This window comes from Nostoc sp. CCY 9925, assembly GCF_963920935.1.
Lineage (GTDB): Bacteria > Cyanobacteriota > Cyanobacteriia > Cyanobacteriales > Nostocaceae > Nostoc.
On the sequence record NZ_CAWUDO010000014.1, the window covers coordinates 1 to 14,289 of the forward strand.

Genomic DNA, 14,289 nt, shown 5'->3' on the forward strand with positions numbered 1-14,289 from the left:
AATGTAAATATTTTAGCGATCGCTCTTTGGAGAAAAACTTTTTGGTTTACTGATAACGTTGCTTTGCAGCCTTCTCCTGGATTTTCTTTCTCTGCTCAAGAGTCAGCGAATGGTTAAGTGCATTTCGGTTGGCTGCTCCCATATCGTACATACTGACAGTTGCGATCGCTTTCATGCGCGGATCAATCTTAGCGGCACTGATAACAAAGCTTCCGCTACCACAAATTCCAATTATTCCGATTCGGTTTCTGTCAACAAATGGACGGGTGCCAAGAAAGTCAACTGCTGCACTGAAATCTTCAGAATAAATATCAGGCGCAACAGCGTTGCGTGGTTCGCCCTGACTCTCACCCCAGAAAGACAAGTCAACAGATAAAGTCACAAACCCTCGTTCAGCCATATTTGCAGCATACACGTTGGCACTTTGTTCTTTTACAGCTCCCATAGGATGCCCAACAACGATCGCCGAATATTTTTTACTTTGATCTAAATTTTTGGGAATAAATAGATGTCCCGCAACATTCATTTTGTATTGGTTTTTAAAAGTAACCTTATACATCGTAACGTTGTCGCCTACTTTAAAAGTTGTATATCCTTTTGCTGTTATTTGTTCCATTTCTTTTGGTTTTTTTGATTGTTCTTTTTGTTCTGTTTGTGTGTAAGCCTGTCCGCCGATCATAAGAGTCATCATCCCTAAAATTAATAGATGTTTCATATAATTTTTCTCCTTTGCATTATCAGATTTACAGATTGAAATTGTTGCTCTATTAATCTGAAATTTCTCCAAATATTAATCTGGTTTTTATCAGCAGCGTTTCTACCGTTTGCTGTATGAGTTCAATTTTACGGGCGTGAAAACGGATAGCGTGAGGACGTTCATCGAAAAAAACCGGACAATTCTCTAAAAATCTGCCGATCGCGTGCTGATACTAAGTTGCGTTCAGAGGTAGTAGTCTAAGATGAGGAAAAAAAGTTAAAGAACGCAGGCGATAAGCCTGCGGCATGGCTTCTCTACGAGACGCTCTGCGAACGCTTACCGCTGTCAGAACAAAGCCTTTAAGATGAATTTATGAACACTGTAGAAGCAGATCAATCGGGAAGAGCTGATCGAAAGAATGATTCGTCTCGCTCCCGAAAACAGCGTTTTGGAAGTGTTTCCGGGCATTTTCATATATCAATCGTCGAAACGGACCGAGAGCGAGGTATCCGTATTAAAGCCCGCCTTCTGCGTCATCGCGCAGGGCAGCAAGGATGTGCTTTTGAACGATGAATTATTTCACTATGATTCCGGTCATTACTTAATCTCGACGCTTGATTTGCCGATTATGAGTAATGTCGTCGAAGCGTCCGAGGAAAAACCTTATTTGAATCTTCGCATAGACCTCGATCCGTCACTTGTTGCTGCGGTGATGATTGAATCCGGCATCGAAACAAAAAAAAGCAATGCCGGAGTCAAGGCGATGGATGTCAGCCCGGTTGATGCCGATTTACTTGATGCGGTCGTCAAATTGGTGAAATTATTTGACACGCCGGACGAAATGAAGTTTCTCGCGCCGCTCATCATCCGCGAGATCGTCTATCGGCTTTTAAAGGGAAAACAGCGCGCGCGGCTGGGCCAGCTGATCATTACGGAAGGCGACGTGCAGCGCATCTCCAGGGTCGTCAGCCAAATCCGCGAGAACATCGAACGGCCGCTGAAAATCGAAGATACAGCCCGCGAACTCGGCATGAGCGTGTCAGGCTTTCACTCTCATTTCAAGTCTGTTACGGCAATGAGTCCCTTGCAGTTCCAGAAACAAATACGGCTTCAGGAAGCACGCCGTCTGATGCTCGCCGAAAACATGGACGTGGCGAGCGCCAGCTTTCGTGTCGGTTACGATGACGCGTCTTATTTCAGCCGGGAATATAAAAAACTATTTGGTATTCCCCCGCATCGTGACATCGCCAAGCTGCGGAGCAATTTAGGGCAATAAGAATTGGACAGGTTTATTGGTGCAAAGGACTAATACAAAAGAACTCTTGCATAAATATTTTCTGGTATAGCAGAAGGCAGAAGGCAGGAGGCAGGAGGCAGGAGGTAAAAGTATTACTATTCCTAGCTTCCATGCTTTCAAAATGTCCTAACCTGTGTGACTACGGCTATATAATGAGGGGTTATTTTTCTTGAGCAATCAAATCTTTTTCAATTACAAATTAGCTAAAGAAGCTTGTCAATAATGTTGGTGAACTGCTCGTAAGGAGAAACTCCCACGATAGTCTCTGCTAAAACACCATCTTTAAAAATTAAAACCGCTGGAATGCTGCGAAGACCATATTTTTTGAAGAGTGGTTTGTTACCGTCAACGTCTACCTTGACGACTTTAGCACGACCTTTGTATTCCTGGGCAAGTTGATCCATTAACGGACTAATCAGCCGACAGGGGCCACACCAAGTAGCAGTAAAGTCAACAACAACAACTTGCTCTTCACTTCCATTTAAAACAACATCAAATTCGCTTTCTTCAACGTAAGGAACTATGTGAGTATCAGTAGACATGTTTTAAGCCTCTAATGTAAAACTAAAATTTCATTACAAAACTGACTATACAAACTATACTTTGTTCTGTCTATCAGTTTCATTAATTTCTTAGATTAGGAAATCAGCATAGGAGCATTATTCATACCTCTACTCTTGGGAAAGGTAGCAAAATGAGGTAGACGCGAGGGGACTTCCCACAGGCTAACGCAGAGGAAGCAGGGTTTTCTTGGATTATAAATTTGGTGCAAATAAGAGTTTTAGAGACCTATTGCATAAGTTCTAGAGGATTCAAAAGAGTTTTTAATTTTTTGCAAGATATTTATTTAACAGGACAAGAAGCAGATGTAAGGGCTAAGTTATGAGTTGTTGCAGTTGGTATTTGAGCAACTAGAACCACATTACCATTGGCGTCCACTACCCAGCCTTGGGCTTCCACAATTTGAGCAGGCTGATTCACAGAATTGGTTTTCTGTAAAGTATGTTCTGTGTTTCTCTGTTTTGAAATAATTACTGTGTTTTGGATAGCATTAACAGAATTTTTTGCCTCTGGTTGCAGTGCGATCCAATCTACCAACACTCTATCAGATGTCAGTGGTTGTACGGGATCAGATGGTACTCCGCCGCGTCCCATAACTGTAAATGAACTCCTGCTCGGTTTTCCACTAGCATTGCACTCAGCAGCAATTTGCTGGGACGCATTTACGGCATTTACGGGCAGTTCTGCTAATCCTTTGCTGGGGTCAACATCTGGTGAGTTTATTTGTACTATGCCATTTAATGAAGGTTTTTGCTGAGAAAATGATGTAATGTCACTGGTTGGAACCTTATTGGGGTCAAGGTTGTCTGGATCTAGCCTTTGTATGTCTTCACCGCTGCGGCGCACAAACCCAAAGATGCTCTTAGTGGTGATTGAAATATTACCACCATTTCCAGAGAAGGCATTAGCAGTAATATCATTATTTTCTAAGGGAGCAGCAACAATAAAGCCATTAGGTACATTAATTTTGATATCACCTCCATCGCCACCTAATCCTGTCTTGCCCGCATTAGTGGATATTTGACTATTACGACGCATCAGTAATAAGTCTTGCAGTTGGAGGGTAATATTTCCACCCTTACCTGATTCAGTTTCTGAGGTAATTTTTGCTTGGTTGTCCAAACTTAGGATACGTGCATTTAGATCAATATTGCCTGCATCCCCTTTTCCTTGGCTACTAACGCTGACTTGAGCTTGATTTTGGAGAATAAATTGTCCAGTTTCAATTGCGATATTCCCTCCTAATCCTGTAGAGTCAGGGCGGGTACTGGCAAATAAGCCACTAGCGGCTCCTTCATTTGGAACTTGATCCGGAAATTCGGCGAGTCGTTGAGCAAAGGTGCGATCGCTTCCAAAAAGTGTGATTCTATCAGTAACTTTAAGGATAATATTGCCAGCATTTCCAGAACTACTGGCGGTGGCGATAATTTGTCCACCATTAATAGCTTCAAAGGTAGTTGCATTAATGGTGATGTTACCTGCATTACTCTGATTGAAAGTTTGGGTATTCACAGCACCACCGTTTGCGATGTAAAAGGCTGCCGTATTGATGGTAATATTGCCTGCTCGACCTTCTGCACCTGTCTCTGTCGCGGCAAGTAAGCCGCTAGACAAACCCGTTTCAGGATTAGTGCCTGAAATAGTTACAGAATCAAAAGCATTGATTGTGATATTTCCACCATTTCCCCGGCCTCCCAAGTTTTGTGTAGTTTGATTGAGAACAGAACTAGCTATCTGAGACCCGCCAGTTAAGGAGAGCGATCGCGTCGTAATCTTAATATCACCACCATTACCTACTCCTCCTGCTGACACATTGCTAAAAATTCCACTGCCTACTGCGGATTCGAGAGAGACAAAATCCGAAACGTTTATCAATATCTTTCCAGCATCTCCTTGTCCTAAGGTTCCGGTATTGACGAAACCTCCATTTTTTATATAAAGTTCTCTAGCTGTGATTTCGACATTACCACCGTTACCTTCTTCTTGTTCTGCCGGAAGACTGCTTTTTTGCACACTGCTATCGATCCGAGAAAGCTTGTCGTCGTTGCTAAGGTCAACAAGGTTACTGACAAGGTTACTGACAACTGTAACAGCCCCATTGGGAACATCAATGATCACGTTGCCAGCATTTCCTTTGCCAAAAGTGAGGGCTTGTATTTTACTACCGTTAATTAAAGAGAGCGATCCAGCCTTAATATTAATGTTGCCACTATTGCCTTGTCCTCCAGATAGCACTCTGTTCAGGATTCTACTACCCTCTGTAACTGTCACTGCTCCCGTAGCATTGAGTGTAATATCTCCAGCTTTACTGCTAGCTATTCCTCGTCTGATGCCGCTAAAAAGCCTAGTATCCTTTCCTGAAATGTCTATATTTCTTGCATTGAGTGTAATGCTACCACCACCATTAGCAGTTACATCAACTCTAGCTCCATTGGTTAGTGATACATCTGCTAAGGCGGTATTTTCAGGAAAACTTAAGCGGAAGTTGTTGTTATCAACATCTAACCCTATTACTCCAGGTTCAGCTAATCCTCCCAATTCCACTCGACCGCCAAAAGCATTTAATCTTCCTCCGTCTAAGTTCACCTCTCTACCAACTAGTAGCAAACTCCGTCCATCAGGAACCCTTAGCCCTAATACAGATGAGTCTGTTGAATCTGCTGCAATTGAATTGTTCTCAATTACTCCTTGGGGATTTTGATAGAACAAAGCTGAAGGATTGACTGTCAATAATGGAACTTCAGAAGCAGAAGCCCTAAAAAAGCCTTGATTGCCAAATTGAATAGCATTAGCTGTAGTTCCTACAAATGAACCCCGAACATCTAGCTTGGCATTTGGCCCAAAGATAATCCCATTGGGGTTTATCAAAAACAGGTTGGCATTACCCAGCCCTGATACACCTAATGTCCCAAGAATGTTGGACGGTTTATTTCCTGTTACCCGAGTCAGAATATTTGTGACTCCTGGATCGAGGAACAAAACTGTTGCTCCTCGATCCACGTTAAATTCAGAAAAACTGTGAAAAAGATTGTTACCAATTTTAAGTCCACCCCCAATATTACAACTTCCACTGCATGTAGGTGGTGTGGTTGGGGTAGTCCCATCTATCTGGATAGATTGAGCCTGGACGGTACTGGTCGCAGTTACCAAACACAAGGAGATACCACAAGCACCCCATAAGATATAAAAACGTTGTTTCATAAATTACGAAAAAGTTCAAAATCAACTAGAAGATGAAATATTGGGAAAGTAGAAAGTCGGTAAGCTAATGATCATTCATTTTTCTAGACTGATTCGCTTGTAGTAAGCGGCTCTAGCCGTGGTTTTATGCAACTTAAATGCTCATTAGCTTAATAATCTGATCTTGCTGATTAGCAAAGGCAATCAATTGCCAAAACTAGACAATTACCTCAGGGGAAACCTCTTCTTTAGTCGGCGGAGGATCCATTGTTACGCCAGCAATTTGTACTGATTTACCTTTCTGCATGAGGGATTTTTTTGGATCGATAAGCTTAGTATCAATTGTTTGGCTATCATTAGGTTCTGCGGTCTCGTCTTCTAGAGAAGATTGTTCTGCATTAGTCAGATTAGGCTCAATGCTTTCATTCATGACTTATACCCTCAAGTTAAAAAATTTACAGTCCATTAATGTTTCTGTATAGTTTGTAGAAATTATGCATTGGTTTAACAAAACTTTATATTTTCTCCGGAATTTGCTTAAGGTTTGGATACTCAGGATACGCTGAAAAAGAATTAGGCAAGGAAGGAATGGGCAATAGGTAATGGTTTATAACTACTATTCCCCTATTCCCTATTGCCTCTTTGCCTATCGCTTGACTACATGTGTATTGAATTTTGCTTAACTACTTAGTCATTGAGCTTTCACCGATCGCTCTTTTCCATAACTGCTAAGTAAGTATGGTATTGGCTTCCAAGACCGATACCTGTGGTAAGTTTCTCCACGAGACACTTCGCGTAGCTTGCTTCCCCGGAGGAGTAGGCCAACACACCATATCTACGTTATGCAATTAGATACTTTATATTTACGATTTCAGGGTTTTTCCTGGGTAAGTGGTCTTTTTCGGATCTGTATCAAATCTATCTTCAGAATAGGTTTATTTGAAGAAAGTTGTCTTTGTCTGAGAAGTTGGATTTCTCTTTCAAACGCATTATTTCCTTGCCTAAAAAAGTCTTGAGATGTAGATGGAAACAAGTCACGAGATAAATTTTGAGCTTGTGCTGGAGTCAGATTAGGGATAGTTTGTTGAGCGTTAGCAGAAGTTTCCGCAACTAGCATAAAAGCTGTTGACAACACTAACATTTGTAGTTGTATACAATGATTTAATTTTAGATTGAACATAGTTAATACATCTATTGTGTGAATTTTGCGTATTATCAAGCCATCTTATTTTGGTCTGATGATATGTAAAATACAGTGATCGCTTTACAAATGACCTCCTACAAATGGGTTAATTTATTTCTATGAGTTCGATAAATAAATATAGGTTACGTTAAGCAACCTAGATATGTTCCATATTTAACTGACATGATATGGGCGGGTATGATACCCAAATGACAAGGGTTTGACCCAATTCCAATATGCAAACTAAATGTTTTTCAACTTGACCAAAAGGCCGCTTTGCATAGGGGAATCCAATATTTGTGTTGCTTTGTTGGGTTGCGCTGCGCTTAGCCCAGCTTACTTTTTTCAGCGTAGTGCTATATATTGACTGAGCGCTCCTTGCTCAGTTAGGGTTGAGAAAAATTCATTGTATTTTTTGTTTAAAATTTATATCTATACTATGTGGAGTTTTAACGATGTCTAGTGATGCAATTATTCAATCTGAATTATTAGACAACGAAGTTGACAAGCAACACAAGCCCCGCCAAATTCTGAATATGCAAGAATTAAGTCCTTTGAATCATCGCTATAACTGGAAGGGGCTGGTTCAATTGGCTGGACATTTAACCGTTATGGGAGTTAGTGGTTACGTATGGGCAATGAACTTTGGCAATTGGTTATTAGCAATACCAGCACTAGCAATCTACGGCTTTTGTCTAGCTTCTATGTTCGCACCTATGCATGAATGCGTTCACAGAACTGCTTTTGCAAACAATCGTTTGAATGATATTGTGGCTTGGTGTGCAGGTTTACTTTCATTTTATAACAGCACATTTTTTCTCTACTACCACAACTGGCATCACCGCTATACTCGTGTTCCTGACAAAGATCCAGAACTGACCGATCTCAAACCAAGCAATTTAGGTAAATACTTATTAATAATTAGTGGTTTACCCTGGTGGTTAGGCAAAATCGGTGGGCATTTTCGGGCTGCTTTTGGTCAACTTGATGATTGCCCATTTGTGCCACAAACAGCACGAGCTGAAGTTATTCGCTCGACTCGTTGGCAATTAGCTGTTTATGCGGCAGCGATCGCTATCTCCATTGCAGCAGGTGAGCCTTGGTTTTTCCTCTATTGGCTGCTGCCTTTGCTTGTCGGTCAACCAATTCTGCGTTTTATTCTGTTGGCAGAACACACAGGTTGTACTCTTAATGCTAATCTGTTGACAAATACCCGTACAACGCTGACGCTGTTTCCTGTACGATTTTTGATGTGGAATATGCCATTTCATGCAGAGCATCATTTGTACCCATCAATTCCGTTTCACGCTCTACCTACAGTTCATCAACAGTTGAGTTCACACTTCACCCACATTGAACCGGGCTATATAAAAGTTAACTGGGATATTGTTGGTGAATTCGGGCGATCGCCATTATAATAACCAAGCCCTTCAGGACACCAATAGGGAAAGAATTAGCCCTGTATGCAACGATAAAACACCATTATTTAGGCATTGCTGATTAAGATATGGATTTACCGGGCTTCCAGCGCTAAGACAATACTTAGCTTCTTTGCTTAATCAACTAGAAATCTACTGTAGATTGTAAAATTATGAATTCAGAATTATGAATTAGCATGACCAAGTATTTCCGCTCCAATGTTGATGCAATGGCTAGCTATATTCCTGGTGAGCAGCCTCAACGTGGAACGCAGATCGTTAAACTCAACAGTAATGAGAACCCCTATCCTCCCTCCCCTGCGGCATTAGCTGTGCTGCAAAATATCGATGGAGAATGGTTGCGACGGTATCCAGAACCTTTCGGGGGAGAATTTCGCCAAGCTGCTAGTAAAGTCTTAGATGTTCCTAGTGATTGGATAATTGTCGGAAATGGCAGCGATGAATTGTTAAGTGTAGTGATTCGAGCTTGTGCAGAACCCGGACGCAAGGTAGTTTATCCAATACCTACTTATGTCCTTTATCGCACATTATCTCAAATGCAGGATGCGGATATTACTGAAATATCCTACGATGAAGATTATAGTTTACCGTTAGAAGAATTGATTGCTGTCAATGGGTGTGTAACATTTATTGCCTCGCCTAATAGCCCATCGGGGCATGTGGTGGCAATAGATGACTTGCGAAAACTAGCCAGCCAGTTATCTGGAGTTTTAGTAATTGATGAAGCTTATATAGATTTTACTGAAGAGAATGCGTTGGCTTTGGTAAAGGAATATGAAAATGTGATTGTGATTCGGACACTTTCTAAGGGATACTCGTTAGCGGGATTACGATTAGGATTTGGGGTGGCAAATCCCAAACTGTTGCATGGATTGTTTAAAGTCAAAGATAGCTATAACATTGATGCGATCGCCTGTGCAATTGGCACTGCTGCAATTACTGACCAAGCTTATAAAAATGCTTGTGTGGCAAAAATTAAAGCATCGCGAACTAAGCTAGCAGCAGATTTAAAACAATTAGGTTTTCGTATTTGGGATTCACAAACTAACTTTTTGCTGACACAACCTCCAGCAGGAAACGCCGAATATCTTTATCAAAAACTCAAGGAACAAGGAATTTTAATCCGCTACTTCAAGCAGCCAGGACTAGAGGATAAATTACGCATCACTGTTGGGACTGATGAACAAAATCAGGCTTTAGTGGAGGCACTAGTTTCTTTGTTAGAAACGGTAGGAGTGCGTAGGCGCAGCCCGTCGTAGACATCGCTTGACTCAAACAAAAAGGCGATCGCAACCTTGATCGCCTTTACCTCTAACAACTGATCTCTGCCGTCACTTGTTTGAACCAGCTTGTGGTGCTGGTGGATTTGTTCATCGCCGTAGACAATAATGGATTGCTGGCGATCGGTAAGTGGTTAAGTTCTTCTGGCTGAATAGGTATAGACATCGCGACCACTTGATGGTCTTGCTCTCACCCAGATAACAGTCCAATCACCTTGCACCCTGTCACTAAGATTAACATCGTATGTTGCATTTCCCCATTTTGCTGGAAACCCTCCTGAAATAGTTTCAGCTTGACTAGGAGAGAGTTCCTCAACATAACAAAAGTTAGTAATCATTTTGAGCGCTCCTTTGCTAGGAATGTATTAAATGTCTCAAAAGACAGAAGAGATTAACTCAAATTTCTCAAAACTTAGTTGCTCTTGAATAAGCTAAATAGCTCTTCTTGTCTTTTCGTAGCTGCTCTAGGTTTTCTGATCTCTAAGCCTCTTCTAAGAAACATTTCTGTTTTTTTACATTCATTGGAAATGCGTAGACGCAAAGCGTCTTGTCGTCAGATCTCACATTCCTCGAACGCTTCTGTCACTTTCGGAAAACAACAAACGAATACAGACTCTGGAGCTTTTATTTAACCAAAGTTTGAGGCTTTATTTTCTAACATGAATTAAAATTTGCAGCCAAAAGGTGAAACACAAAGCTTCAAAAGGCTTTCAGGAATTAGGTTCTCCCACTATGACAAAAGAAGGCTAAGATGAACTACTATCATCTAGAACGAAGACTTGATGCACAAGTATTTCCAAACTCAAAAACGTACTTCTACCGTCTACTATTAGCAGTAGAAGTAAGTCAACCTAAAAAAACATAAAATAGACTCGCTCCCTTTTCTATAAAGGAATAGGAAAATTTCCCTTACCTACAACTGGAGGGGTCTTTAGTTTAATTTGGTTGACCTAGTTACCATTATTTGGGAATTAGATTTGCAAGAGATAATCTATTTGTTAGATTTCTTAGATCATTTTCGCCTCTAAAACCATTTCCGTCTCCATTTCCGTCTTCAGGACTGTCTTGTCCCCCAGATAAAAGCTGCTGTTCTTCTGTGGTTAACTCCACAAGTAAATCCAATGTACTGATTTGCTTTGACATAATTAATTACCTCACTTACTTGATAAGGTGATAATCACCTTCACTTGAATATAAGAAACTTTTGTCCTCAGTTCATAAGTCAAAAGGTATAACTAGGTTCTATCTTTGTTCTACCTTCTGATATTTTCAAAAACTAATTATTAACAAAAAATAGTGATTTACAAAACAAATATTGAATGATTAGTTTAATAGAATGAAGGCGATCGCAGTCTCAAAGGATGTTTGGAAAGCCAGTAGAACGAAGATGTCTGCGATGCCTTCTATAGGAGAGGGTTACCTAATGACGAGCGTAGCCATTGCTAAAAAATAGTATAAAATTTACACAGGTAGTAAAGAAACATGTGCTGAAACTATTTTCCATCCTCCGGGAAATCTATACCAAGTCTGGCTTTGTCGCCCGAAACGTTCTACACCATTAATAATGCGGCGAAACTCTAAAGTCACGGTTGCTGTATCTTTGCCAAACGTGACAACTTTAAGATTCGAGATTTGTCGGTCTATTTTTGGATTTGGTCGATTCTGGCGAAAGTTACGAATTTCATCGCTACCATAGAGATTTTCTGTTACCCCGAAACGCACCACTTCAGGCGCATCCCAAAACAAAGTATCCATCACTTCTAAATTATTATTACAAAGCGCTTCCTCATATTGAAGATATAAATCAGTCACTTCAGCTACAATGCCAGGGTCATTTACTGTGGTCATTGTTGTTACCAACTTTTGATTCTAAGACTAATTATGAACTTTTTGACGAACCAAATCACGGAAGGTGGAGACTTGCTGCATAAACAAGAGTGACCCAACAACACAAACACTAGCAACTAGAGTAACAGTATGAATATTTTTGATGCCTAAAAATGATAAAGTTGCCAGCATTAAAATTCCTAGATCGGCTCCAAAAAAACCGCCATAGATTGCGATCGCTAATTGAGGGCATTATTTTGAGCGATAAATTAGAAATTAGGAATTACAAGTGCTGGAATATTTTCTGGACAATGAGCTATCAAATCAGCGCCATGAGTTTTTAATTCCTCCTCAGTTCCATAGCCGTAAGTGACACCAATTGCAGCAATATGATTGCGCTTGGCTCCAATCATGTCGTGTTGGCGATCGCCAACCATCACCACACTAGAAGGCGAAAGATTTTCTGTGAGTAAAATATGGGAAATTAAGTCAGTTTTGGCGCTCCGAGTGCCATCAAATTCACTACCATAAACGCCATCAAAAAGCAATGATAAAGAAAAATGTTCAATAATCCGCGTAGCGTAGATATGTGGTTTTGAAGTGGCAACAAAAGTTTTATAGCCAGCAAAACGAATCGCTTTTAAAGTTTCTGTAATCAGCGGATAAAGCGAATTTTCAAATAATCCAATTGTGGAAAAGCGACTCCGATAAAGTGAAAGTACCTTCTCAATCAACGCATTATCTGAAGTCTTGAGTAACTGCGAAAAACTATCTTTGAGCGGAGGCCCAATACACCAATCCAATTCCTCAGCCTCCGGTGCTATATAACCGAGTTCAGATAAAGCATACTGAATACAGCGAGTAACACCAAGCTTAGGATCTGTCAATGTTCCATCTAGATCGAAAAGGATAGTATCAGCAATCATATTTCGTACTAATTTATAATTAAAAATAAGTCTAAAGCTATAAGTTTTATTTTATATATCCCTAAAAAACTAATTCATTAATAATTTTGATTTTTAACTTTTGACTTCCGCATTACGGTACTAGTCCCCATACTTCCTAATTTTAAGTGATTTAAAAAAGCTTTCTCCACTAAGTAAAGCAATCCCAAATGTAACAACACTAATCCCCATAATTTGAGTCAAGTTTAAAGTTTCGTTAATCGCTCCCCAGGCTACTATTGCGGTTAAAGCTGGACTACTAGAACCGATTATTGATGCGGTAGTTGCACCAATCATCCGAATACCCAAATTGTTTAAAGTGTGCCCGATAAAGCTAACTAAACCAGAAAAGATACTACCAATCCACACAGGTGTCCAGTCAAGTTGAGCAGTGGAAACTGGCCAGAACAATAAGCTAATACCGGAAAGTATTAGGGTACAAGCAAAGCTGATCCAAGTGAAGGGAACTGGATGGAATTTTTCCAAACATTTTTGGGCGATAACGTTATAAAAAGCATAAACAACCCCAGCACTAATACTCGCTAAAATGCCAAATAAAATGGTATTATTGCTGTGGTTTCCAGAATATTTCGGAATAACAAGAACGCACCCCAGCAAAATAATTCCTATCACCAGCCAACGAAAAAATGTAGGGCGTTGTCCAAAAAACTTCCAGGATAGCAACGCCGTAAACACGGGATATATGAAGAAAAGGGTCGTAGCAATTCCAGTGGGAATCAGACCAATAGCAATGTAGAGTAAGGCAATGTAAACAAACATTAATACTCCACAGCTAAACGCTTGAATTAGAACATTCCGATGTTGGCGAACGAACAACTCTCGTAACTCTATAAAAGCAGATGGATATAGCTTGAATGCCAGAGATGCCATGAGTGGAACCACGAGTAGCATTCGCATAAACATCAGCAAGAATGAATTCTGCAAATCCGGTTTAACGTATCCACCAAGTAAATATAAATTGAGTACAAGATGTTCTGAAAACAAAACTCGCACAGTAACATTGTGAAACGCCAAAACAAAGGAGGATAGAAGAACTGTCAGGATGCCTAACACGCAAAAAAGGTTTTTTAAAACCCGATTGTATTGCCCAAACCACTGGACTGACAGACCAAACGAAATTTGAGTTTTTAGGACTCTGGTTTCGTCACTTGTAGGGACGGCCGCCCAGAAAATTCATCATACCATTGAGCAAGTTTCGGATACTTCTGTCGCCATTGCAATTCGGGCAGACGAATTTCTAACCCTAGTGCAGAGGCGAGAGTGATATGAGCCAGCTTAGGAGTTTGGTCGAGTTTTTCTGAAATTTTCTCAAAGTAGTCTAGAATTCGCAAAGCACGCGATCGCTCTAGCTCAATTACCTGTGGTGATTGCTCACTTTCGGTACGCAGTATTCGCTCCCGTGCCCAAGTACTAATACCATCGATAAATGCAGTTGTGATGCCTTCAAGCTGTTGCGAAAATCCGTCAGAATCATCAGCAACAATTTTGATTTCAGGATTTAAGCGATTTAGATAGCTAACAATGATTCGGGTTTCACTCAAGATGAATCCGTCATCAGTCGCTAGAATTGGCACTTTACCTGTCGGGTTGTAATTGAGTAATTCGCTATTGGGATCGCGCACCGTAACTTCTTGCAGTTCCACGCGATCGCTTAAATTTAGCTCAATGATTGCAACTCTAACTATGCGGGCGTATTGAGATTTTTCTGTGTAAAAGAGTTTCATATCGGATCTCGTACAGTGACTTTCTGCATTTCAATGCGATCGCTCAGATTCAGTTCTAGTGCAGTTACCCGTGCTATATGTGCGTAGGGAGAATTAGGTGTATAGAAGAGTTTCATGAAAAAGTGCGGTCGCTGTT

At 40.6% G+C, this 14,289-nt stretch carries 15 protein-coding genes; 3 read left to right on the plus strand and 12 right to left on the minus strand.

Annotation, left to right across the window (positions count from 1 at the left end; all coding sequences use genetic code 11):
- Positions 1–46 precede the first annotated feature (46 nt).
- The gene (locus tag ACM0OY_RS10045; protein WP_414568711.1) at positions 47–715 is read right to left on the minus strand and encodes an alpha/beta hydrolase; all 669 of its coding nucleotides are present in this window, start codon (positions 713–715) and stop codon (positions 47–49) included.
- 400 nt (positions 716–1,115) lie between these two features.
- Between ACM0OY_RS10045 and ACM0OY_RS10050 the strand changes: the two genes are divergently transcribed.
- Positions 1,116–1,973 (plus strand): AraC family transcriptional regulator, encoded by an 858-nt coding sequence (locus tag ACM0OY_RS10050; protein ID WP_414568712.1) that lies wholly within the window; start codon positions 1,116–1,118, stop codon positions 1,971–1,973.
- Positions 1,974–2,197: 224 nt separating this feature from the next.
- On the opposite strand, the gene trxA is transcribed toward ACM0OY_RS10050, so the two are convergent.
- The 4 genes from trxA to ACM0OY_RS10070 form a co-directional block, all read right to left on the minus strand.
- Positions 2,198–2,536 (minus strand): thioredoxin, encoded by a 339-nt coding sequence (trxA, locus tag ACM0OY_RS10055; RefSeq protein WP_414568713.1) that lies wholly within the window; start codon positions 2,534–2,536, stop codon positions 2,198–2,200.
- Between the two features lie 301 nt (positions 2,537–2,837).
- Positions 2,838–5,756 (minus strand): filamentous hemagglutinin N-terminal domain-containing protein, encoded by a 2,919-nt coding sequence (locus ACM0OY_RS10060; protein ID WP_414568714.1) that lies wholly within the window; start codon positions 5,754–5,756, stop codon positions 2,838–2,840.
- Positions 5,757–5,952: 196 nt separating this feature from the next.
- Positions 5,953–6,165 (minus strand): hypothetical protein, encoded by a 213-nt coding sequence (locus ACM0OY_RS10065; protein ID WP_414568715.1) that lies wholly within the window; start codon positions 6,163–6,165, stop codon positions 5,953–5,955.
- Between the two features lie 441 nt (positions 6,166–6,606).
- Complete coding sequence (locus tag ACM0OY_RS10070) at positions 6,607–6,915, minus strand: hypothetical protein (protein WP_414568716.1); 309 nt, start codon at positions 6,913–6,915, stop codon at positions 6,607–6,609.
- 458 nt (positions 6,916–7,373) lie between these two features.
- Between ACM0OY_RS10070 and ACM0OY_RS10075 the strand changes: the two genes are divergently transcribed.
- Together ACM0OY_RS10075 and hisC are read left to right on the plus strand one after the other, a co-directional pair.
- Positions 7,374–8,336 carry a fatty acid desaturase gene (locus tag ACM0OY_RS10075; protein WP_414568717.1) on the plus strand — a complete coding sequence of 321 codons (963 nt, stop codon included), beginning with the start codon at positions 7,374–7,376 and terminating at the stop codon, positions 8,334–8,336.
- 197 nt (positions 8,337–8,533) lie between these two features.
- Positions 8,534–9,616: a histidinol-phosphate transaminase gene (hisC, locus tag ACM0OY_RS10080; protein WP_414568718.1), complete on the plus strand. Its 1,083-nt coding sequence runs from the start codon at positions 8,534–8,536 to the stop codon at positions 9,614–9,616.
- 52 nt (positions 9,617–9,668) lie between these two features.
- On the opposite strand, the gene ACM0OY_RS10085 is transcribed toward hisC, so the two are convergent.
- The 7 genes from ACM0OY_RS10085 to ACM0OY_RS10115 all read right to left on the minus strand — a co-directional run bounded on the left by ACM0OY_RS10085 (position 9,669) and on the right by ACM0OY_RS10115 (position 14,153).
- On the minus strand, positions 9,669–9,803 hold the full coding sequence (locus tag ACM0OY_RS10085) for a hypothetical protein (protein WP_414568719.1): 135 nt from the start codon (positions 9,801–9,803) through the stop codon (positions 9,669–9,671).
- Positions 9,804–10,597: 794 nt separating this feature from the next.
- Positions 10,598–10,780 carry a hypothetical protein gene (locus ACM0OY_RS10090; protein WP_414568720.1) on the minus strand — a complete coding sequence of 61 codons (183 nt, stop codon included), beginning with the start codon at positions 10,778–10,780 and terminating at the stop codon, positions 10,598–10,600.
- Between the two features lie 318 nt (positions 10,781–11,098).
- Positions 11,099–11,485, minus strand: a complete 387-nt coding sequence (gene hpxZ / locus ACM0OY_RS10095) for an oxalurate catabolism protein HpxZ (protein ID WP_414568721.1) — start codon at positions 11,483–11,485, stop codon at positions 11,099–11,101.
- Between the two features lie 27 nt (positions 11,486–11,512).
- A complete protein-coding gene (locus tag ACM0OY_RS10100; RefSeq protein WP_414568722.1) occupies positions 11,513–11,656 on the minus strand; it encodes a hypothetical protein in 144 nt (47 codons plus the stop codon).
- 77 nt (positions 11,657–11,733) lie between these two features.
- On the minus strand, positions 11,734–12,390 hold the full coding sequence (locus tag ACM0OY_RS10105) for an HAD hydrolase-like protein (protein ID WP_414568723.1): 657 nt from the start codon (positions 12,388–12,390) through the stop codon (positions 11,734–11,736).
- 120 nt (positions 12,391–12,510) lie between these two features.
- Complete coding sequence (locus ACM0OY_RS10110) at positions 12,511–13,422, minus strand: DMT family transporter (protein WP_414568724.1); 912 nt, start codon at positions 13,420–13,422, stop codon at positions 12,511–12,513.
- 134 nt (positions 13,423–13,556) lie between these two features.
- Positions 13,557–14,153 carry a glutathione S-transferase family protein gene (locus tag ACM0OY_RS10115; protein ID WP_414568725.1) on the minus strand — a complete coding sequence of 199 codons (597 nt, stop codon included), beginning with the start codon at positions 14,151–14,153 and terminating at the stop codon, positions 13,557–13,559.
- Positions 14,154–14,289 lie beyond the last annotated feature (136 nt).

Bases quoted from the DNA above. Each gene is read 5' to 3' on its own strand.
- ACM0OY_RS10045 (WP_414568711.1), bottom strand. From the start codon at position 715: ATGAAACATCTATTAATTTTAGGGATGATGACTCTTATGATCGGCGGA.
- ACM0OY_RS10050 (WP_414568712.1), top strand. From the start codon at position 1,116: ATGATTCGTCTCGCTCCCGAAAACAGCGTTTTGGAAGTGTTTCCGGGC.
- trxA (WP_414568713.1), bottom strand. From the start codon at position 2,536: ATGTCTACTGATACTCACATAGTTCCTTACGTTGAAGAAAGCGAATTT.
- ACM0OY_RS10060 (WP_414568714.1), bottom strand. From the start codon at position 5,756: ATGAAACAACGTTTTTATATCTTATGGGGTGCTTGTGGTATCTCCTTG.
- ACM0OY_RS10065 (WP_414568715.1), bottom strand. From the start codon at position 6,165: ATGAATGAAAGCATTGAGCCTAATCTGACTAATGCAGAACAATCTTCT.
- ACM0OY_RS10070 (WP_414568716.1), bottom strand. From the start codon at position 6,915: ATGTTCAATCTAAAATTAAATCATTGTATACAACTACAAATGTTAGTG.
- ACM0OY_RS10075 (WP_414568717.1), top strand. From the start codon at position 7,374: ATGTCTAGTGATGCAATTATTCAATCTGAATTATTAGACAACGAAGTT.
- hisC (WP_414568718.1), top strand. From the start codon at position 8,534: ATGACCAAGTATTTCCGCTCCAATGTTGATGCAATGGCTAGCTATATT.
- ACM0OY_RS10085 (WP_414568719.1), bottom strand. From the start codon at position 9,803: ATGTCTATACCTATTCAGCCAGAAGAACTTAACCACTTACCGATCGCC.
- ACM0OY_RS10090 (WP_414568720.1), bottom strand. From the start codon at position 10,780: ATGTCAAAGCAAATCAGTACATTGGATTTACTTGTGGAGTTAACCACA.
- hpxZ (WP_414568721.1), bottom strand. From the start codon at position 11,485: ATGACCACAGTAAATGACCCTGGCATTGTAGCTGAAGTGACTGATTTA.
- ACM0OY_RS10100 (WP_414568722.1), bottom strand. From the start codon at position 11,656: ATGCTGGCAACTTTATCATTTTTAGGCATCAAAAATATTCATACTGTT.
- ACM0OY_RS10105 (WP_414568723.1), bottom strand. From the start codon at position 12,390: ATGATTGCTGATACTATCCTTTTCGATCTAGATGGAACATTGACAGAT.
- ACM0OY_RS10115 (WP_414568725.1), bottom strand. From the start codon at position 14,153: ATGAAACTCTTTTACACAGAAAAATCTCAATACGCCCGCATAGTTAGA.